19 protein-coding genes are annotated in these 19,872 nt (G+C 67.3%); 8 read left to right on the top strand and 11 right to left on the bottom strand.

What is annotated here, in order from left to right; translation table 11 throughout:
• Positions 1-72 precede the first annotated feature (72 nt).
• The 5 genes from E6C72_RS04105 to E6C72_RS04085 all read left to right on the top strand — a co-directional run bounded on the left by E6C72_RS04105 (position 73) and on the right by E6C72_RS04085 (position 3,985).
• Positions 73-990 carry a sulfite exporter TauE/SafE family protein gene (locus tag E6C72_RS04105; protein WP_109085106.1) on the top strand — a complete coding sequence of 306 codons (918 nt, stop codon included), beginning with the start codon at positions 73-75 and terminating at the stop codon, positions 988-990.
• Positions 990-1,775 carry a TIGR02186 family protein gene (locus E6C72_RS04100; protein ID WP_109085107.1) on the top strand — a complete coding sequence of 262 codons (786 nt, stop codon included), beginning with the start codon at positions 990-992 and terminating at the stop codon, positions 1,773-1,775. The genes E6C72_RS04105 and E6C72_RS04100 overlap by 1 nt, the downstream gene beginning before the upstream one ends.
• A gap of 18 nt (positions 1,776-1,793) precedes the next feature.
• Positions 1,794-2,303, top strand: coding sequence for a universal stress protein (locus tag E6C72_RS04095; protein ID WP_109085108.1), 510 nt, complete (start codon positions 1,794-1,796; stop codon positions 2,301-2,303).
• A gap of 157 nt (positions 2,304-2,460) precedes the next feature.
• Positions 2,461-3,018 (top strand): NifU family protein, encoded by a 558-nt coding sequence (locus E6C72_RS04090; RefSeq protein ID WP_109085138.1) that lies wholly within the window; start codon positions 2,461-2,463, stop codon positions 3,016-3,018.
• A gap of 82 nt (positions 3,019-3,100) precedes the next feature.
• The gene (locus E6C72_RS04085) at positions 3,101-3,985 is read left to right on the top strand and encodes a DUF1848 domain-containing protein (RefSeq protein WP_109085109.1); all 885 of its coding nucleotides are present in this window, start codon (positions 3,101-3,103) and stop codon (positions 3,983-3,985) included.
• A 7-nt stretch (positions 3,986-3,992) separates the two neighbouring features.
• On the opposite strand, the gene E6C72_RS04080 is transcribed toward E6C72_RS04085, so the two are convergent.
• The 3 genes from E6C72_RS04080 to hrcA all read right to left on the bottom strand — a co-directional run bounded on the left by E6C72_RS04080 (position 3,993) and on the right by hrcA (position 6,213).
• Positions 3,993-4,358 carry a response regulator gene (locus tag E6C72_RS04080; RefSeq protein ID WP_109085110.1) on the bottom strand — a complete coding sequence of 122 codons (366 nt, stop codon included), beginning with the start codon at positions 4,356-4,358 and terminating at the stop codon, positions 3,993-3,995.
• A 158-nt stretch (positions 4,359-4,516) separates the two neighbouring features.
• Positions 4,517-5,116 (bottom strand): nucleotide exchange factor GrpE, encoded by a 600-nt coding sequence (gene grpE / locus E6C72_RS04075; protein WP_109085111.1) that lies wholly within the window; start codon positions 5,114-5,116, stop codon positions 4,517-4,519.
• A 56-nt stretch (positions 5,117-5,172) separates the two neighbouring features.
• Entirely contained in the window at positions 5,173-6,213 is a 1,041-nt protein-coding gene (hrcA, locus tag E6C72_RS04070; RefSeq protein WP_109085112.1) for a heat-inducible transcriptional repressor HrcA, read from the bottom strand.
• Positions 6,214-6,687: 474 nt separating this feature from the next.
• Here hrcA and E6C72_RS32600 point away from each other — a divergent pair, with 474 nt between their 5' ends.
• Entirely contained in the window at positions 6,688-9,480 is a 2,793-nt protein-coding gene (locus tag E6C72_RS32600) for a DUF4347 domain-containing protein (RefSeq protein WP_158280128.1), read from the top strand.
• Positions 9,481-9,535: 55 nt separating this feature from the next.
• Here the strand turns inward: E6C72_RS32600 and E6C72_RS04060 are convergent, their stop codons facing one another.
• From E6C72_RS04060 to E6C72_RS04050, 3 genes are all read right to left on the bottom strand, one after another.
• A complete protein-coding gene (locus tag E6C72_RS04060; RefSeq protein WP_109085114.1) occupies positions 9,536-10,282 on the bottom strand; it encodes a creatininase family protein in 747 nt (248 codons plus the stop codon).
• Between the two features lie 100 nt (positions 10,283-10,382).
• Complete coding sequence (locus E6C72_RS04055) at positions 10,383-10,841, bottom strand: DUF6691 family protein (protein ID WP_109085115.1); 459 nt, start codon at positions 10,839-10,841, stop codon at positions 10,383-10,385.
• A gap of 9 nt (positions 10,842-10,850) precedes the next feature.
• Positions 10,851-11,255 (bottom strand): YeeE/YedE family protein, encoded by a 405-nt coding sequence (locus E6C72_RS04050; protein ID WP_109085116.1) that lies wholly within the window; start codon positions 11,253-11,255, stop codon positions 10,851-10,853.
• A gap of 229 nt (positions 11,256-11,484) precedes the next feature.
• Here E6C72_RS04050 and E6C72_RS04045 point away from each other — a divergent pair, with 229 nt between their 5' ends.
• Positions 11,485-13,017 (top strand): YifB family Mg chelatase-like AAA ATPase, encoded by a 1,533-nt coding sequence (locus E6C72_RS04045; protein WP_109085117.1) that lies wholly within the window; start codon positions 11,485-11,487, stop codon positions 13,015-13,017.
• Positions 13,018-13,038: 21 nt separating this feature from the next.
• Here the strand turns inward: E6C72_RS04045 and E6C72_RS04040 are convergent, their stop codons facing one another.
• Positions 13,039-14,565: an alpha/beta fold hydrolase gene (locus E6C72_RS04040; RefSeq protein WP_247875600.1), complete on the bottom strand. Its 1,527-nt coding sequence runs from the start codon at positions 14,563-14,565 to the stop codon at positions 13,039-13,041.
• Between the two features lie 942 nt (positions 14,566-15,507).
• Here E6C72_RS04040 and E6C72_RS04035 point away from each other — a divergent pair.
• Positions 15,508-15,882: a MarR family winged helix-turn-helix transcriptional regulator gene (locus E6C72_RS04035; RefSeq protein WP_085090502.1), complete on the top strand. Its 375-nt coding sequence runs from the start codon at positions 15,508-15,510 to the stop codon at positions 15,880-15,882.
• A 7-nt stretch (positions 15,883-15,889) separates the two neighbouring features.
• On the opposite strand, the gene E6C72_RS04030 is transcribed toward E6C72_RS04035, so the two are convergent.
• From E6C72_RS04030 to E6C72_RS04015, 4 genes are all read right to left on the bottom strand, one after another.
• Positions 15,890-16,579 carry a pyrrolidone-carboxylate peptidase gene (locus E6C72_RS04030; protein WP_109085119.1) on the bottom strand — a complete coding sequence of 230 codons (690 nt, stop codon included), beginning with the start codon at positions 16,577-16,579 and terminating at the stop codon, positions 15,890-15,892.
• Between the two features lie 27 nt (positions 16,580-16,606).
• On the bottom strand, positions 16,607-17,605 hold the full coding sequence (trpS, locus tag E6C72_RS04025) for a tryptophan--tRNA ligase (RefSeq protein WP_014249259.1): 999 nt from the start codon (positions 17,603-17,605) through the stop codon (positions 16,607-16,609).
• Between the two features lie 454 nt (positions 17,606-18,059).
• The gene (gshB, locus tag E6C72_RS04020; protein ID WP_109085120.1) at positions 18,060-19,007 is read right to left on the bottom strand and encodes a glutathione synthase; all 948 of its coding nucleotides are present in this window, start codon (positions 19,005-19,007) and stop codon (positions 18,060-18,062) included.
• Between the two features lie 22 nt (positions 19,008-19,029).
• The gene (locus tag E6C72_RS04015) at positions 19,030-19,872 is read right to left on the bottom strand and encodes a SirB1 family protein (RefSeq protein WP_109085121.1); all 843 of its coding nucleotides are present in this window, start codon (positions 19,870-19,872) and stop codon (positions 19,030-19,032) included.

Below are 19,872 nucleotides of genomic sequence, written 5' to 3'. Positions count from 1 at the left end.
CTGCGGTCTTCCGCACCGGCACCGGCTCGGGTAAGCTGCCTCTCCCGCCGCTGCCGACTGATGCGCCCCTCCATGCAAGTCTACCTGCCGATTGCCGAGATGTCGGTCAACGCGCTTCTGGTGCTCGGCATGGGCTGGCTCGTCGGGTTCCTCTCGGGGATGTTCGGGGTTGGCGGCGGATTCCTGATGACGCCGCTGCTGATCTTCATTGGCGTTCCCCCCGCCATCGCCGTCGGCACCCAGGCCAACCAGTTGGTCGCCGCCAGCGTGTCGGGCGTTCTGGCCCATTGGCGGCGCGGCAACGTCGACGTGAAGCTGGGCGTGGTGATGCTGGGCGGCGGTGTGGTCGGCACCGCGTTCGGGGTGTGGATCTTCGGCATCCTCCAGCGGCTGGGCCAGATCGACATCGCCATCACCCTGTCCTACGTCTTCTTCCTCGGCACCATCGGCGGCATGATGCTGGTGGAGAGCAGCCGCGCCATCCTGAGACGCCGGGCGCCGACGGCGAAGCGCGGCAAGCTGCACCGCCACATCTGGCTGCACGGCCTGCCCTTCAAGATGCGGTTCCAGCGATCGAAGCTGTACATTTCCGCCCTGCTGCCGGCGGGGATCGGTGCTGTCGGCGGCATGCTGGTGGCGATCATGGGCATCGGCGGCGGCTTCCTCCTGGTGCCGGCGATGATCTATCTGCTGAACATGCCGGCCGGTCTGGTCGCCGGCACCTCGCTGTTCCAGATCATCTTCACCACCGCGGCGGCGACCCTGCTCCAGGCCGCCACCAACCAGACGGTCGACGCCATGCTGGCGCTTCTGCTGCTGATCGGCGGCGTGATCGGCGCGCAGTTCGGAACCAAGGCCGGCACCCGGCTGCGCGGCGAGACCGCCCGGATGGCGCTGTCTCTGATCGTGGTGGCGGTGGCGCTGAAGCTGGCCTGGGACCTGTTCTCCCGCCCCGACGACCTGTTCACCCTGACCATGGGATTGCGGTGATGGCGGCAGGGGGCACGAAACGCCGGCCGGCCAAACGTCGACTGGTGCAGGCCACAGCGGCGCTGGCCGGGCTGCTGCTGGGCGGCACGGTGGCGGCGACGGTGTGGGCGCAGCAGTTGGTCGCCGACCTGTCGAGCCATCTGATCGCCATCACCACCGGCTTCACCGGAACCGAGGTCGTGCTGTTCGGCACCACCGACGGGGCGGGCGACGTCGCCATCGTCGTCACCGGCCCGCGCGCTCCCGCCACCGTCCGCCGCAAGCAGCGGGTGGCCGGCATGTGGATGAACACCGACAGCCTGCGCTTCGACCAGGTGCCCAGCTTCTACACGGTGGCGGTCAGCCGCCCGCTCGACCAGCTGGTGGGACGGCCGGTGCTGGAACGCCACCAGCTCGGCCTGCCGCAGCTGCAACTGGCAGCCGATACCACCCTGCCGCCGGAAGAACTCGCCGCCTACCGCAGCGCGTTGATCCGCAACAAGCAGCGCCAGGGACTTTACGCCATCTCCATGGGGCAGGTCGCCTTCCTGGGCGAACGGCTGTTCCGCACCAACATATATTTCCCGGCCAATGTCCCGACCGGGCTTTACAATGTCGAAGCCCTGTTGATTCGTGACGGCGAGGTGGTCAGCGCCCAGACCACGCCGCTGGTGGTGTCCAAGATCGGGTTCAGCGCCGAAGTGTCGGACTTCGCCCGGAACCGCCCGGTCACTTACGGGGTGGCCGCCGTGATCGGCGCCATCGCGGCCGGCTGGGCGGCCGGCGCCGCATTCCGCCGGGTCTAAGCCGAGAGGGTTACAGAGATGACCGACGCGACGCAGTCCACGACGCCGGAACCGCAGGCAGCCAAGCCGGTGCGCATCTTCCTTGTGGTGGTCGACGACAGCCCGGAGCTGAAGGTGGCGCTCCGCTATGCCTGCCTGCGCGCCCGCAAGTCGGGCGGCAAGGTGGCGCTGCTGACCGTCCTGGAAAAGGGCGAGATGCAGCATTGGCTGGCGGTGGAGAACCTGATCCGCGAGGAACAGCGCGCCGAGGCGGAGCAGATGCTCCAGAAGCTGGCGCGCGAGGTCAACCAGCTGACCGGCACCCTGCCGGCGCTCTATGTCCGCGAAGGCAACCGCACCGAGGAGGTGCTGGCCCTGATCGGGGAGGAGCCGAGCATCTCCATCCTGGTTCTGGCGGCCGGCACCGATCCGGAGGGCCCCGGTCCGCTGATCTCCTACTACACCGGCCGCGGCCTTGGGCGGCTGCGCATCCCGCTGACCATCGTCCCCGGCGGGTTGAGCAACGAGGCGCTGGAGGCGATCACATAAGTAAGGATAGGGCCGACGCATGCCGGATGCCGAATACCCACACAGTCCGGGTCCTTGATCCGCCCGGCGTTTCGGCCCAAATTTCCCCCCAATCGTGCCGCGGCCCAATCCCGGGCGCGCCGGCGGTTCCATTCCGCCGCCGATGGAGGACCAGACCATGTTCATTCAGACCGAGCAGACGCCCAACCCGGCGACTCTCAAGTTCCTGCCGGGGCGTGACGTGCTCGGACGCGGCACCGCCGACTTCACCAGCCGCGAGGATGCCGCCCGTTCGCCGCTCGCCCAGCGCCTGTTCGAGATCGAGGGCATCGTCGGCGTGTTCCTGGGCGCCGACTTCATCACCATCACCAAGACCGACGCGCGCGACTGGTTCCTGCTGAAGCCGTCGATCCTCGGCGTCATCATGGAGCATTTCACCGCCGACCGCCCGGTCCTGCTGGAGGAAGGCGGCGACGGCCATGCCGCGGCGGCGAACGCCGACGACGAGGAGATCGTCGAGCAGATCAAGGAGCTGCTGGACACCCGCGTCCGCCCGTCGGTCGCCCAGGATGGCGGCGACATCACCTTCCAGGGCTTCGAGCGCGGCGTCGTCTATCTGGCGATGAAGGGGGCATGCTCCGGCTGCCCCAGCTCCACCGCCACGCTGAAGCACGGCATCGAGAACATGCTGCGCCACTATATTCCCGAAGTGGTCGAAGTCCGCGCGGTCCAGTAAGGATCGCTGATCCGGTCATGCCGGGCCCTGGTTATGCCGGTCCGCCCTTGATGCGGCGGGCCGGCATTCCCATGCTGGCTGCATGATCATATCCGCCAGCTACAAGACCGACATTCCCGCCTTCTACGGGCGCTGGTTTCTGAACCGCCTCGACGCCGGTCATTGCCGGATGGTCAATCCTTACGGCGGCCAGACCTACCGCATCGACCTGACCCGGCCTGCGGTCGACGGTTTCATCTTCTGGACCAAGAATCTGGGACCGTTCCTGCCGGCGCTCGACAGCGTGGCTGAGCGGGGCTTTCCCTTCGTCGTGCAGTACAGCATCACCGGATTGCCGACCGTACTTGAGCGCTCGGTCCCCGCCTGGGAGATGGCGGTCCGTCACATGATACAGGTGCGCGAGCGCTGGGGACCACGTGCCGCGGTCTGGCGCTATGATCCCATCGCCCTGACCGACGCCACCCCGCTGGACTGGCACCGCGAGAGCTTCGCCCGGATCGCCCATGCCTTGCGTGGGATCACCGACGAAACGGTGGTGTCATTCCTCCAGCCCTACCGCAAGACCGCCCGCAACCTTGCCGCTGCCGGCATCGGCTGGCGCGATCCGAAGGGGGAAGAAAAACGCGCGCTGCTGGTGGAACTGGCTGGGATCGCGGCGGGGGAGGGGATGGCGCTGACTCTCTGTACCCAGCCGGAGCTGGCCGGCATACCCGGCACGGCACCGGCGCGCTGCGTCGACGCGACCCGGATGTCGGACGTTGCGGGACATCCGGTGACTGCGCGGGAGAAGGGCAACCGGCCCGGCTGCCTGTGTGCGGAAAGCCGCGACATCGGCGACTATGACAGCTGTCCGCACGGCTGCGTCTACTGCTATGCCGTTGCCGAACGCGGAATGGCGCGACGGCGGTTCGCCGCGCATGATCCCGAAGAGGAGTTTCTGGTGGCGCGGCGGGCTCCCGCTCCCTGATCCATCCTTACGGACAGACCTTCCGCACCGTCTCGACCAGCTTTTCCGGATTGAAGGGCTTCACCAGCCAGCCGGTGGCGCCGGCTTCGCGGCCGGCGGTCTTCTTGGCGGGGTCGGCTTCGGTGGTCAGCAGCAGGACCGGGGTGGCGCGGTTGAGTGTCGATCCGCGGATGGCGCGGGTCAGCGCCAGCCCGTCCAGCCCCGGCATGTTCAGGTCGGTGATGATGCAGTCGAACTTGCGCTGGTTGATGAGGGCGAGGCCGGAATTGCCGTCCGACGCCTCCGCCACCTCATAGCCGGCGCCTTTCAGCGTGAACCCGACCATGTCGCGGATGGTCTTGGAATCGTCGACGGTCAGGACGCTCTTGGGCATAGCTGGCGGCTCCGGTTGTAGGCCGAAAGAATTACGGGAAAGCCCTAGGCAATTTCCCGCCAACCGTCAACCGCTGGCGTCCCTTATACCACATAACACGGAAGCCCCCGGCCCGTCGGCAGTGCCGCCGAAGCGGGGGCTTTGCAGAAGCGATATGGTTACGCTTTCGTATCGACATGCTGGCCGCCGGCGTCCCCGCCCTTGGCGACGCCGACCATCGCCTCGCGCAGCAGGCGGCCGTGGATGGTGTAGCCGGGTTGCAGGACCTGCACGACGGTTCCGGCGGCTTTGCCGGTGTTCTCGATCTCGAACATCACCTGATGGAAGTTCGGGTCGAACGGCTCGCCGGCCGGGTCCAGCTTCTTGATGCCGGCGCGGTCGAAGGCGGCGAACAGCTGGCGTTCGGTCGCCTCGACGCCGACGGCGAGACCCTTCAGCATCTCGTCCTGCTCGCGTCCCTCGGCCGGCACGGCGTCGAGCGCGCGGCGCAGGTTGTCGGCGACCGAGACCAGCTCCTTGGCGAAGCTGGACACGGCGAACTTGCTGGCGTCCTCACGGTCGCGCTGGGCACGGCGGCGGGTGTTCTCCGTCTCCGCCATGGCGCGCAGAAGCTGGTCCTTCAGGCTGGCGACCTCGGCCTCCAGCTTGGCGACGCGGTCCTCAGGCGAACCGGAATCCGTCTGGGTGGCGGCGGTGTCGGCGGCGGCCTCGGTCGGCTCCACCGTGGCGTCGGAGGGCTTGTTCTGCTCTTCGCTCATGGTTTTCTCAATTCTTGCTTCGTCAAAAGGCGGAGGGAGTGAGGCGGGGGTGGTGTTCAGCCGATCAGCCGGCTGACCACCTTCGCGGTGTAATCCACCAGCGGAATGATGCGGGCATAGTTGATGCGGGTCGGGCCGATGACGCCGATGGCGCCGATCACCTGTTCCCGGCTGTTCTGGAAGGGGGAGATGATCATCGAGCAGCCGGAGTGGCTGAACAGCACATTCTCGGCGCCGATGAAGATCTGCACGCCGTCGCCGCGTCCGGTGGCGTCCAGCATGCGCAGCATCGTCTCCTTGGTCTCCAGAGCCTCGAACAGGCCGCGAACCCGCTCCAGATCGGACAGGGCGGTCACGTCCTCCAGCAGGCGGGACTGGCCGCGGACGATCAGCTGGCCGGCGTTCGACCCGCCGCTGCCGGCCCAGGTCGCCAGACCGGCGGCAACCACCTTGCGCGACAGCTCGTCCAGCTGGGTCTTCTGCTGTTCGATCTCCTGCATGACGTCCTGCCGGGCCTCCTCCAGCGTCCGGCCGGCCAGCTTGGCGCTGAGGAAGTTCGACACCGTCTGCAGGGTGGAGGTCGGCACCCCCATCGGCACCTCGATCACCCGGTTTTCGACCAGACCGTCCTCGTTGACCAGGACGACCAGGGCGCGACCGGGGCCGAGCGACACGAACTCGATGTGCTTCAGCGGCCGGTCGGTCTTGGGCGCCACCACCAGCCCGGCGCAGTGCGACAGTCCGGACAGCATGGTCGACGCCTCGCCCAGCACGTCGGCGAAGGCGCGTCCGGAGGCGGAGCATTTCGCTTCGATCGAGGCGCGCTCGTCCTCGGTCAGCGACCCGATCTCCAGCAGGCCATCCACGAACATGCGCAGCCCGGCGTCGGTCGGGATGCGGCCAGCCGACGTATGCGGGGCGTAGAGCAGCCCCTGCTCCTCCAGGTCGGCCATCACATTGCGGATGGTGGCGGGCGACAAGGCCATGCCAAGCCGCCGCGAGATCGTGCGCGAACCGACCGGCTCGCCCGACGCCACATAGGCGTCGACGATCAGCCGGAAGATCTCGCGCGATCGCTGGTTCAGCTCGTTGATCATGGGCCTTCTGACGGTTCGGTCTGCTGCCGCTGTCGGACCGGAGTGCCGACGGGTCCGAATTTAGGCAGGTCCGATCACCGAATCAACGTGTCGGGCCGATAAGCCCGCAACCATGCGCGCCGACGCCACGCTGTGCTGCTCCTACCCGCGGCATTTCGCCCTTGTCCCTTTGCTTCCGGTTTTGCCTCCACCGCCGCCCATCGGGGGTCATGAGGTCGTCCCACCCCAGGGGACAACCCATGGGTAAGGAAAATCCGTATCTTTTTTTAAAAAGTTGATAACTTTTGCCAATACTCTCCGTAAAGGACGAAAGCAAAGATAATTCACTACCTAACTTTCTGTCCGAGATCGATATGGCCCGGCAAAGCCGGCATAATGCAATGAAGGGAACGATCCATGGCCTCCTGCGCGTCGCATCACTTCCGGTCAGGCGTCACAACCCCCGATCGCGGTCGTGGGCTTCCACGTGAAATCATGCTGGCCGATGCCGCCCTTCCCGACCTCGACCGGCTGCTGCGCTCCTGCCGCGACGGGGTCGAGGTGCGGCTGGTCGGGTCTGACGAGGATGGCTTTGCTGCGCTGACCGCGGCGTTGGCTGAAGAACCGGCGGCCATTCATCTGGTCGCCCATGGCGAACCGGGGCGCATCAGGCTGGGTCGCCGCCCGCTCGACCGGGCGCGGCTTCTGGAAGCTGTTCCCAGCGGTTCGTCTTCCGCCGATCTGCTGCTCTACGGCTGCGGGACCGGTGCCGGTGCGGCGGGTCGGCGTTTCGTCGATGCGCTGGCGGCATGGAGTGGTGGCGGCGTCGCCGCAGCCAGCCGCCCGGTGGGCGATGCCGGGCAGGGCGGGTGCTGGGATCTGGATGTGACCGCCGGGTCGCCGTCGGCGGCGCCGGCGCCGGGCGCGGGACGGGAGTCCTGGCCGCATCTGCTGGTCCAGCTCGAAGGCGATGCCGGAGACAATTACCTGGAGGGCAATCTGTATGAGGATACCCTTGTCGGTTATGCCGGAAACGACACCCTGCTCGGCTATGACGGGAACGACAATCTGGGCGGAGGCGATGGCGACGACAGCATCATCGGCGGCAACGGCAATGATCTGCTCTGGGGTGATGCCGGCAACGACATAGTGATCGGCGGAAGCGGAAGCGACTCGCTGATCGGCGATGATGGGCTCGATATCGCGGTCTTCACCGGCAACCGCGCCGATTACGACCTGTCGCAGCCGGGGCTGGTGATCCATCTGGCGTCGGGTGACACCGATACCATGTCCGGCATCGACCGGCTGATCTTCGACGACGAAGTGGTCGACATCAATCTGGCGCCGACCTTCTCCATCGACATTGACGACGCTCCGAACGAGGTGTCGGAGGCCGCGCAAAATGGTGACACCGTGGGGCTGTATGCCCGGTCTGTCGATTCGGAAGGCACCTTCCTGACCTACAGCCTCGCCGACGATGCCGGCGGGCGTTTCGCCATCGATTCCGCCACCGGTCTGGTGACGGTGGCCGACGCCACCCTGCTGGATTTCGAGACGGCGTCCAGCCACGACATCGTCGTTGCCGTCAGCGACGGCTCGATCACCACGACCACCACCATGACCATCGCCGTGCTGGACGGCAACGACCGGCCGACCCGGCCGGTGGATGTCGATACGGCGGCCAACACGGTCTCGGAACGGGCAGCCGTCGGCACCGTGGTTGGGATCACCGCGTTCGCCACCGATCCCAACATCGGCGAAACTGTCACCTACAGCCTCGCCGACAACGGATATGGCTCCTTCGCCATCGATTCCACCACCGGGGTGGTCACCGTCGCCTCCAACCAGTGGCTGGATTATGGGATCGGTGACAGCCGCAGCATCGTCGTCCGCGCCACCGACAGCAACGGCCAGCCCATCAGCAACGACCAGACCTTCACCATCGCCGTCACCAACCTGGTGGAACAGCGCACCTATACCGGCTATGCCGGCAACGACTATTTCGTCGCCAGCGCTCCCGATTACTGGACGATCGACGGCGGGGCCGGCAACGACAACCTGACCGGCAACGCGCTGTCCGACACGCTGCTCGGCGGGGCGGGGAACGACCTGCTGTACGGGGCCGGCGGCGACGACCAGCTCCAGGGCGGGGCCGGCAACGACACGCTGGAGGGTGGCGCCGGGGCGGACCTGCTGTCCGGCGGCGACGGCATCGACACCGTGCGCTATACCACGTCGGTGAAGATCGATCTGGCGACGGGGCAGCATACCGGTGACGCGGCCGGCGACGTCTTCGACGGGATCGAGATTATCCGGGGCTCGTCCTACCAGGACACGCTGATCGGCGATGCCGGCAACAACTGGTTGCTTGGCGGCAGCGGCAACGACACGCTGATCGGCGGCGCCGGGGCCGACACGCTGGACGGCGGCGACGGAATCGTGGACACCGTGACCTACGCTGGAGAGACGGGTCCGATCGTCATCGATTTCGCCACCGGGGTGAATGGGGGCGCTGCTGCCGGCGATGTGCTGATCAGCATCGACGACGTCATTGGAACGGCCTACGGCGACCTGATGATCGGCGCTGCGGGCACCAACAACCTGTGGGGCGGGGCGGGTGACGACACGCTGCTCGGTGGCGCTGGCGCCGATGGGTTGATCGGTGGTGCCGGGAACGACATCCTCGACGGCGGCACCGGTTCCGACGCCATGCGCGGCGATCTCGGCGACGACATCTACTATGTCGACATGAGCAGTGATTTCGTCAGGGAATTCCTGAACGAAGGCATCGACACCGTCCACTCGCTGATTTCGTCCTACCGTCTGACCGACAATGTCGAGAACCTGATCTATGACGGTGCGGGATCCTTCGACGGCATCGGCAATGCGCTGGACAACCGGCTGACCGGCGGTGCCGCGGACGACACGCTGACCGGTGGCGGCGGTGCCGATACCCTGATCGGCGGGGCTGGCGCCGACCTGTTCGTCCTCACCAGCCACATCGACAGCGGCGTCGGCGCCGCCGCCGACCTGATCCAGGACTTCGCCGCCGGTCAGGACATCATCGACCTGCGGAAGGTGGACGCCAACAGCGCCCTGTGGGGCGATCAGGCCTTCACCTTCATCGGCACTGCCGCCTTCAGCGGAGTTGCCGGGCAATTGTCCTACCGGACGCTCGCCGACGGCACGACGCGGGTCTCCGCCGACAGGAACGGCGACAGTCTGCCGGACATGGAGCTGTCGCTGTCCGGGACACTGACCCTGTCCGCGTCCAACTTCTACCTCTGACCACCGCTGAGGCGGGGGCCACCGCCCCGTGGTCCCCGTCTCAGCGGCTGCCGTCTCAGTCTTCCGCCAGGAAGTTGCGGTACTGGGTGGCGATGGCACCGACCGCCGCCTCGTACAGGCGCTCACCATGCTCGGGGCGGGCGAGGCCGGGGGCGGAGCCGATGCGGCCGTCCGGATAGCGGCGGCGGAAGTCGCGGGCGTCATGGAAGCCGCCGGCCGGCGCCTGTTCCGGCTCCATCGTCGCGGTCTTGATCGAGTTGGGATAGGCGTATTGCGTCAGCGACACTTCGCTGGGGGTGGCGTGCGACCCCTCCTTGCCCTGGTACAGCTCGCGCGACAGACGGCCGACCTCGGCATTCTCCCACCAGTTGACCAGGGTGCAGCGCAGGTCCGGCGCGTCGCGGCCGCGCAGCGCCCGGTTCTCCGCATAGATCTCGTAGAAGGCGGCGCGGACCGTGGCGATGTTGCCGCCATGGCCGTTGACGAAGAAGAAGCGCTCGAACCCGTGTTCCGCCAGAGAGCCGACATAGTCGCGGAGCAGGGCGATCAGTGTCGACGGCTTCAGCGTCATCGAGCCGGGGAACTCCATATGGTGCACCGCCATGCCGACCGGGATCGTCGGGCCGACCAGCGCGCCGGTGGCGTCGCCGACGCCCTTCGCGATGACCTCGGCGCAGATGGCGTCGGTGCCGACCAGCCCGTTCGGCCCATGCTGTTCGGTCGAGCCGATCGGCATGATGATGCCCTTGGAGGTCTTCAGATAGGCCTCGACCTCGCTCCAGGTGCTGAGATGCAGTTGCACGCTTGCCTCTTCCCGCCGGGGTGATTGGTTCCACCAACATAGGCCGGTGGATTTTCCCCACCAACCCCGTCCGGTGTGGCGGGAGCCATGCGACGGACGCTTACGCGGTCCGGCGCGTCCCGGTCCGCGACCTGCGCAGGATGGGCGGCAGGACATCGGCGACCCAGCCACCGGCGAGCAGCGATGCCACGAACAGCAGCGCAGACAGGCCGTCGTTGCCCACAAGTACCAGAGCCGGGCCGGGGCAGATCCCCGCAAGCCCCCAGCCCAACCCGAACAGGGCGGCCCCACCCACCAGACGGGCGTCGATCAACCGGCGGTCGGGCAGGGAGATGGGGTCGCCCAGCACCGAGACCGGCTTGCGGCGGGCGATGGCGAAGGCCGGGGCGGCGCCGGCGATGGCGCCGATCATGACGAAGGCCAGGGTCGGATCCCAGCTCCCGGTCCAGATGTCGGCGACATCGAGAAAGCCCAGCACCCGCGCCGGATCGGTCATCCCGGCGACGATCAGCCCAAGCCCGAAAACGAATCCGAAGAGGCCGGCGGTGAGACTGCGCATGGGGCTCTCCTACAGATGGCGGGTGACGAAGACCGCCGCCGCGGCGACGGCCATGAACACCAGCGTGGCGACCAGCGAGCGTGGCGACAGGTTGGCCAGCCCGCAAACGCCATGTCCGCTGGTGCAACCCGATCCGATCCGGGTACCGATGCCGACGATCAGTCCGGCGGCGATCAGCATCGGCACCGGTTGCAGCACGAAGGCCGGCGCCGGTTCGATCCCCGACAGACGGGCGGCCAGTCCGGCGGCCAGCAGACCGGCGACGAAGGCCCATTGCCAGGGGGCTGCTCCCGGACGCACCGCACGCGCCAGAATGCCGCTGATGCCGGCGATCCTCCCGTTCACCAGCAGCATTCCCGCCGCCGCCGCGCCAATCAGCGCGCCACCGGCCAAAGCCTCGATCGGCCCTGTCATCACACCCTCTCACCCCAAATCCCGGCGGCTGTAGCCACACCGCATCACGATGACAGTCATTCTTACATATATTTTTTCTAATATGAAGAGGCTTGATGATCCCATGGCTTTGCCACTCCGCATCCTATGGGAGTTTTCATAAGAGCATCATCGCCGAACGGGATTGACCATCCGTATCTGTACCCGCCATACATTTGCAGTCAATGAGGTTCTGCAACGAGGGTCCGCCTTGGTCGCCCGCATCAACACCGTCGCATTCCAGGGCATCGAGGTGCTGGGGATCGACGTCCAGGTCCAGATGTCCGGCGGAATCGTCGCCTTCACCGTCGTCGGCCTGCCGGACAAGGCGGTGGGCGAAAGCCGGGAGCGGGTGCGCGCTGCGCTGCATGCGCTGGGGCTGGCGCTGCCGGCCAAGCGGATCACCGTCAACCTCGCCCCGGCTGACGTGCTGAAGGAGGGCAGCCATTTCGACCTGCCCATCGCGCTCGGCCTGCTGACGGTGATGGGGGTGCTGCCGGATGCGGAGATGGCCCGCTATGTCGCGCTGGGCGAGCTGGCGCTGGACGGTGCCCTGACCCCGGTGGCCGGTGTGCTCCCCGCCGCCATCGACGCGCTGGCCAACGACCGCGGCCTGATCTGTCCGGCGGCCTGCGGCGGCGAGGCGGCCTGGGCCGGGCCCGATCTGGACGTGCTGGCGCCGGCCAACCTGCTTGCCCTCATCAACCATTTCAAGGGCACCCAGGTTTTGACCCCGCCCAAGCCGCGGATGCAGGAACAGGACGCCCCGCCGCCCGACCTGCGCGACGTCAAGGGCAACGAAACCGCCAAGCGCGCGCTGGAGGTGGCGGCCGCCGGATCGCACAATCTGCTGATGATGGGGCCACCGGGGTCCGGCAAGTCGATGCTGGCCGCCCGCCTGCCCGGCCTGCTGCCGCCGCTTGACCCGGCGGAGGCGCTGGAGGTGTCGATGATTCACAGCGTCGGCGGTCTGCTGGAGGAGGGCCGGTTGCTGCGCCAGCGCCCCTACCGTGCGCCGCACCAGTCCGCCAGCCTGCCGGCGCTGGTCGGCGGCGGCACAAGGGCGAAGCCGGGCGAGATCTCCCTGGCGCACCAGGGCGTTCTGTTCCTCGACGAACTCCCGGAGTTTCCCCGCGCGCTGCTGGAGGCGCTGCGGCAGCCGTTGGAAACCGGCAAGGCGGTGGTCAGTCGCGCCAACCACCACGTGACCTATCCGGCGCGTGTGCAGTTGGTGGCGGCGATGAACCCCTGCCGCTGCGGCCACCTGGACGATGCCTCGCTCGCCTGCGCCCGCGCGCCGAAATGCGCGGCCGATTATCAATCTAAAATAAGTGGACCGCTGTTCGACCGCATCGATCTGCACATCGACGTGCCGGCGGTCAGTCCCGCCGATCTCAGCCTGCCGCCGCCGGCGGAGGGCAGCGCCGACATCGCCGCCCGCGTCGCCGTCGCCCGCGCCATCCAGGCGGAGCGTTATGGCGGCTTCGGTCCTTACCCGGCCGGGCGGGCGGTGCGGACGAATGCCGAGGCGGATGGCGAATTGCTGGAGAAGGTGGCCTCTCCTGATGCCTCAGGCCGCACCCTGCTGACCGAGGCGGCGGAGCGGCTGAAACTGTCCGCCCGCGGCTATCACCGGGTGATGCGGGTGGGGCGGACGCTGGCCGATCTCGACGGGGCCGAGGGGGTCAGACGGCGTCATATCGCCGAGGCGCTGAGCTACCGGCGGATCGCGCCGGGGCGGTGAGGGGAAACCGCCGCCCACCTCTCACGGTCCCTCGAACACTGGCGGCTTGGCCGCTCCGGGACAGGCGGTCGCCGGCAGCGTCTCTTGCTCGACGAAGCCGACGGCAGCGACCATGGCGCAATCCTCGCTGGAGGTCACGATGTGGCTGGCGGCGCGGAAGACCAGATGGCGGCTCTTCGGCAGGGTGGCGGCGGCGCGGTCGCCCCACTCCGGCGGGGTGACCGGATCATAGGCGCCGGACAGCAGCAGAACCGGGACCGGGCTGGCGACCGGCAGGCGTTCGGTCGGCTCCTGATGGCCGGCGGGCCAAAGGCGGCAGACGCGCTGGCCCGGGTCGTCGGCTGCGACCAGCCCATAGGGAGCATAGCGGCGGGCGCTGTCGGCGCGCTTCAGCGGGTCGGCGGTGGTCACCGACTCGCGGCATTCGACCGAGAAGGCCAGCCCGTCGGCGACCTCCGGATCGCCCAACCAGTTGGTCGGTGCCCATTCGGCCAGCGTGGCGTGTTGGCCGCGGACAGCGCGGTCGATCATGATCGGCAGGGCCGGCACCGCTTCGCTGACCGCCATTGCCTCCAGCCCGGCGGCGATGGCCGCCCCGCCGGTCAGCCGCAGGACGCGGCGCGTCTCATGGTCGCCGACGACGATCTCGACCGGGTTGCGGTCCAGCCGCTCGACCAGGGCAAGGAAACGCTTCTCCAGATCGGGAAAGGCGGAGCGGCAGGCGCGGTTGGCGGCACAGTCGTCGAACAGCCGCCGGTAGGTGCGCTGGGCCAGCCAGGGCATCTCCTCCTGCGCGTTCACGTCTGGCGGATAGACGCTGTCGAAGACGGCGGTGCGGACGCGCCCACCCTGTCGCCGCAGGATTTCCAGCCCGACCCGCGTGCCGTAGGACACCGCGAACAGGTTCACGCGCTGGGCACCCAGCGCGGTCACGACGTCCAGCGCATCCTCGGCGGCGACGGGGGTGGAGAATTGGGCGGCGTCCAGCCCGGCTGCCTGCAGCCGCGCGGAACAGGCGCTGACCGCCGATCGCTCTGCCGTCGCCCGCTGCTCACGCGTCAGCGGCCGGGCACCGCGGCTCGCCCCGACGGCATCCAGTTCCGGGCAGTCGGTGTCGGGTTCGGCACGGCCGACGCCGCGCGGGTCGAACAGGATCAGGTTGCGAGTACGGCGGAAGGGGGCCGACAGTTCCCACCACACCTCCATCCGTTCTTCCGTCGCCTCGCCGCTGCCGAAGGGGGAGGCGCCGGGGCCACCCTCCAGGAACAGCACGGGATCGGGGGCCGGCTGGCGGGCGGTGCTGAGCAGCACTGCGACCGGCAGGCGCAGGCTGCGGCTGTTGGGACGGTCGCGTCGTTCCGGCACCGCCACCGTTCCACACAGCGCCGCTTCGCCGTCCGGCACGGTGAACCAGCAGGGGCCGGGGGTGAAGCGCGCCTCCGCCGCCGCGGGCAGGGTCCAAAGGGCGCCCACCACCGCGACCGCCGCCAGCAACCTGCGGGCGGAGCCTACCGCTGTCGACCATGCGGGAGAGGGGAGGATGGACACGGACGGACGACCTGAACCTGATGGATATGAGACCGATGGGCGGAGTACCGCGGACGGCTTTTGCCGTCGGCTTTGTGTTTGACCGACCGACCTCCGCTTGTCCAGAGTCGCCCGGCGACATCCCGGCGGATGGTGAAACGGCGGAAAAGCGGTGCTGATTTGCAACAGCCGTGCGGCGAAGGTCACGCCATATGCAGACGAACGGACATCTCCGGAGGAACCGGTTGACGGAATACATCCGCACACGGAATTATTTCGCTATCAGAGGCCCGATCGGTGGAGCCTCTCAGTTATTGTAGGAGCAGATCATGCCGACCTTGTGGACGGCGTTGCGGAGCCGCTGGCTCGATTCCGGGGCATCCTCCGGACCGGGCCGACTGTGCGAACACCTGCGGCGCGATATCGGATTGACGGACGGAGACGTTGGGGATGGCGAAGAGCCCCCACCCACCTGCCGTCTTCCGCCTTTTCACATCCGCGATCGGAACCTATCGGACGCGCGGACATTTTTGACCTTGCAACCGTATCGCTGACCGGCGATACCGGATCCGCCGGTCTCTCACGCCGGCATCACTCAACCCCTGGAGAGTTTCGATGAAAGCCATCGTAGCCACTGCCTGGACTCGCCGATCGGGCGACCCGGCCATCACCGCCGCCCATATGGCCGCCAATCATGCCCAGCCGGCCCGTCTTCTTCCCGCACCCTTCGAGCGTGAATTCCGGATATCGAGAGGATCCCATGTGTGTCTTTCTGGGTTTTTGCGGTCATCGTCTCTTCGTTGAACACGCCCGCTGGGCATCGCCGGCCGGGTCCTTCGACCTGAGGCGTGAAAACGGGGAAGTCATCCTATGGCTTGGACGCCTGAACATCATCTACACACCGGCCCGTTGGGGACCACCCTCCCGCGCTGCATAGCGCGCGGCGTCGCGGAGACCTGCTGAATGCCGGCCCGCGTTCGTCATGACGAGGTCCTTACCGTCGTCCAGGTGCTTGAGGCGTTCCGCAAGCTCGACCCCGATCTGCCCATCCAGTATGCGCTGAGTTTCATGACCATCGCGCAGAGCGAAGGCATCTCCATCGGCGAACTGGCGGAACGCCTGGGCATCGCCCAATCCTCTGCGTCGCGCAACGTCGCCGCGCTCAGCCGCTGGCACAGCTTCGGCAAAGCTGGCCTCGATCTGGTGCAGGCACAGGAAGACCCGCGCGAGCGCCGCCGCAAGATTGTCACCCTGACCGACAAGGGCCGTGAGTTCCTGGACGCGCTGCGCGCCATCGTGAACCCGCCCGAGCAGCGCCGCCCCGCCAGGACGGCCTGATCGCTCTTCAGGCGATCCCGTTCAGCGCCCGGCGCAGCATTCCCACCAGCGTACGCACCGCCAGTTCCTGCCGCTCCAGGCTCAAGCCGCCGTAACGGCGCAGCTGGGCTGCCCGGTCCGGCAGCGGCGGCAGGTGGAAGAAGCCGTAAGGCACGTCCAGATCGGCGCTCTCGATGATGTGGCGTGCCCGGTAGAACAGATGGTTGCCGAGAAAGCCACCGGAAAAGTCGCCGAAGGTCACCGGCAGCCCTGCCATCGACAGTTCGCGCATCACCCGCGGCACCGGCAGGGTGCTGCCATAGGCGGTCGGCCCGCCGGGCACGATGTCGGCGTGCTCCCGCACCGTCCCGGCGGCATCGGCCAGCGGGCTTTCGTCGCGGTTCCAGGCCAGCCGTTCCAGCCGGATGTAATCGCTCTCTTCCCAATAGGCCAAGCCGAGCGCCGCCAGCGGCCGGTGTTCCGCCAGCAACTCGGCGAACACGTCGCCACAGGCGTCATAGAGAGGGGGCAGGGTGGCGGTGACGACCCCCGGCTCCGCCGCCAGCCGCTCCATCAGCAGGGCGGTCGGATCGGCCGTCCATGGATGACCGGTGAGGGGATGATCGGCGGCAGGATGATCGGCGGGAGCGGGTTCCGGCTCGCCGTCCGGGAGTGTCCCGAACGGCGCGAAGCCGGTGATCAGGATGGGGGCCGTCACGGGCAGGACATCCTTATGGTCTCATCCTTACGGTCGCAGCAGGCCGATGATGTCCTTCACGTCGTTCAGGTTCTTTTCCGCAATCGCGGCGGCACGCTCGCCGCCCTTCTTCAGAAGCCGGTCGATCTCTGCCTTGTCGGCCAGCAGTTCCTTCATGCGGGTGGTGATCGGCGCCAGCTTGTCCACCGAGAGGTCGACCAGCGACTTCTTGAAGTCGGAGAACTGGGAACCGGCGAACTGCGCCAGCACCTGCTCGCGCGACTGGCTGGCCAGGGCGCCATAGATGGTGACAAGGTTGTCGGCCTCCGGACGGGCCTCCAGCTCGGTCACGGTTTCCGGCAGCGGTTCCGGGTCGGTCTTGGCCTTACGGATCTTCTGCGCGATGGTGTCGGCATCATCGGTCATGTTGATGCGCGAATATTCGGACTCGTCCGACTTCGACATTTTCTTCTTGCCGTCGCGCAGGCTCATCACCCGCGTCGCCTCTCCCAGAATCTGCGGTTCGGGCAGCGGGAAGAACTCGGTCTCATAGCGGCGGTTGAAGGCGCCGGCGATGTCGCGCGCCAGTTCCAGATGCTGCTTCTGGTCCTCGCCCACCGGCACATGGGTGGCCTTGTACAGCAGGATGTCGGCGGCCATCAGCGTCGGGTAGGCATAGAGGCCGAGGTTGGCCATGTCCTTCTGCTTGCCGGCCTTTTCCTTGAACTGGGTCATGCGGTTCAGCCAGCCCAGCGGCGTGTGGCAGGACAGGATCCAGCCCAGCTCGGCATGGCCCGGCACGACCGACTGGTTGAACAGGATGTTCTTGTCCGGGTCGATGCCGGCGGCGATGTAGGCCGCGGCGACCTCGCGGATGTTGTTGCGCAGAACCTCCGGATCCTGGTCGATGGTCAGCGCGTGCAGGTCGACGACGCAGAAGATGCACTCGTAGCTGTTCTGCAACTCCACCCAGTTGCGCAGCGCCCCCAGATAGTTGCCGAGGTGAAGCTGCCGGGTCGGCTGCATGCCGGAGAAAATGCGGTTCACGGGTGGTCTCGCTCGAAAACTCTGGGAGGCGGCAGTTATCGCCCCCCGAAGTCCGCCGGTCAAGGCGCGGTGCGTTCAACACGCCATCCACGCTGATCGCCGCAGGCGCATGGTCACGGTTGTATTGCGCGCCTTTGTATGCTACCGCCGCGTTCGTGTGGTTGGGAGGGGGCGGACCCGCCGCCCCCGCCACACGAGAAGGAGAAGAAGGATGAAAGAGATCCTTATCCTTCTGGTCCTGATCCTGGAGATCATCAAGCGTCTGCTTGAACTCTGCCAGGGTTAAGGCTGGACCAGGGAGCGGCGGGGTCGGAGCCGCCGCTCCCACGGTTCAAGGTAATATCAACCCTTATGCCCTGCAAGGGTATGCGGGTGTTCCATTCCCGAAAAAATTGCACAATCGCCCAGCGTATTCCCGCGCCGTATCCTTACTTCCCCGCGCGGCGGCGCATTTTCATTTTTCCGCGCGGCGGCGCTCGATGGCGTCCCACAGCAGGGCTTCCAGAGCCACGCCGTTCAGGCGGTTGATCTCCTGGATGCCGGTGGGGGAGGTCACGTTGATCTCGGTCATGTAGTCGCCGATCACGTCGATGCCGACGAAGACCAGCCCCTTCTCGCGCAGCACCGGGCCGATGGCGGCGCACATCTCGCGCTCGCGCGCGGTCAGTTCGGTCTTCCTGGCGCTGCCGCCGGCGTGGAAGTTGGCGCGGGCCTCGCCTTCCAGCGGCATGCGGCTGACGGCACCCACCGGCTCGCCGTCGACCAGGATGATGCGCTTGTCGCCCTGGCGGATCTCCGGCAGGTACTTCTGCACGATCACCGGCTCGCGGTAGAGCTGGGTGAACAGCTCCAGCAGCGATCCCAGATTCTCGTCGTCCGGCTTCAGGTGGAAGACGCCGGCCCCGCCGTTGCCGAACAGCGGCTTGACGATGATGTCCTTGTGCTCGGCCCGGAACTCCAGGATGGCCTGCTTGTCGCTGGTGATCAGCGTCGGCGGCATCAGGTCGGGGAACTTGGTGATGAACAGCTTTTCCGGCGCGTTGCGCACCTCGGCCGGGTCGTTGACCACCAGAACCTTGGGCTGCACATGCTCCAGCAGATGGGTGGAGGTGATGTAGGCCATGTCGAAGGGCGGGTCCTGCCGCAGCAGGATGACGTCCATGGTCGTAAGATCGGTCGGCACCGGTTCGCCCAGCGTGTAATGGGCGCCGCGCTGGCGCACCACCGTCATCTCGCGCACCCGCGCGGTCAGGCGGTTGCCGGTCAGGATCAGGTCGCGCGGGTGGTAGTGGTACAGGCGATGGCCGCGCTTCTGCGCCTCCAGCGCCATCATGAAGCTGGAATCGGTGTCGATGTTGATCGACTCGATGGGGTCCATCTGGAAGGCGACGGCGAGGCTCATGACGGGTCCCTCTGGAACGGGGTCAGTTCAGGCGGTTCTTCAACTGCTGGATCAAGGAGGCGGTCTGGTGCCGGTGATGGTCGTCGCCGGTCAGCGCCATGAAGGTCTCCAGCGCGGTGATGGCGTCCTTCAGGTTGCCGGCATGGGCCTCAAGAAGGCCGGTCTCGCGCCACAGCGCCGGCTCGTGCGGGGCGAACAGGCGCATCGCCTCCAGCACCTCCAGCGCCTTCGGCACCTCGTGCGCCGACAGGTGGCGCAGCTTGATGTTGTTCTGCAGCCGCAGCAGCACGTCGCGGTTCGACACCGGCTGGTAATGGCCGGGCTCCAGCTCGGCGGCGCTGCCGGCGGTGGCCTTCAGCAGGTCGCGCAGGTCGACGACGCTGCGGGTCTGTCCATCGTTGAAGGGGTCGAGGATGGCGCGGGCGCCGTCCTTCTCGATGCGGACCAGGAAATGGCCGGGGAAGTTCAGCCCGACCATCGGCCAGCCCTGCGAGCGGGCGGCATGCATATAGAGGATGCCGAGCGCCACCGGCAGGCCGCGCCGGCGGTCTACCACCCGCAGCAGGTTGGCGTTCTGCAGATCGTCGTAGGTGTCGTGGTCGCCGGAATAGCCGTGGCGCTCGCCGATCACCGCATGAAGATGGGCGATGCGGGTCTCCAGGCTGTCGCTCTCCGGATCCTGTGCCGCGACACGGGCGGCCAGATCCCCGACGATGGCGCGGATATGGGCGCGGTAGGGGGCAAGGTCAGCGGTCGGCAGCTCCAGCGCGCCCAGCGCCAGGCCGGCTTCGGCCAGATCGATCTCGTCGTCCGGCTGGTCGCCGATGCGGCGCAGGATTTCGCGGGCTTCCGCGCGGTTGCTCAA

The sequence above is a fragment of the Azospirillum sp. TSH100 genome (assembly GCF_004923295.1).
Taxonomy (GTDB): domain Bacteria; phylum Pseudomonadota; class Alphaproteobacteria; order Azospirillales; family Azospirillaceae; genus Azospirillum.
Note: the sequence above shows the minus strand (reverse complement) of the source record. Positions and strands in the feature narration are given on the sequence as shown.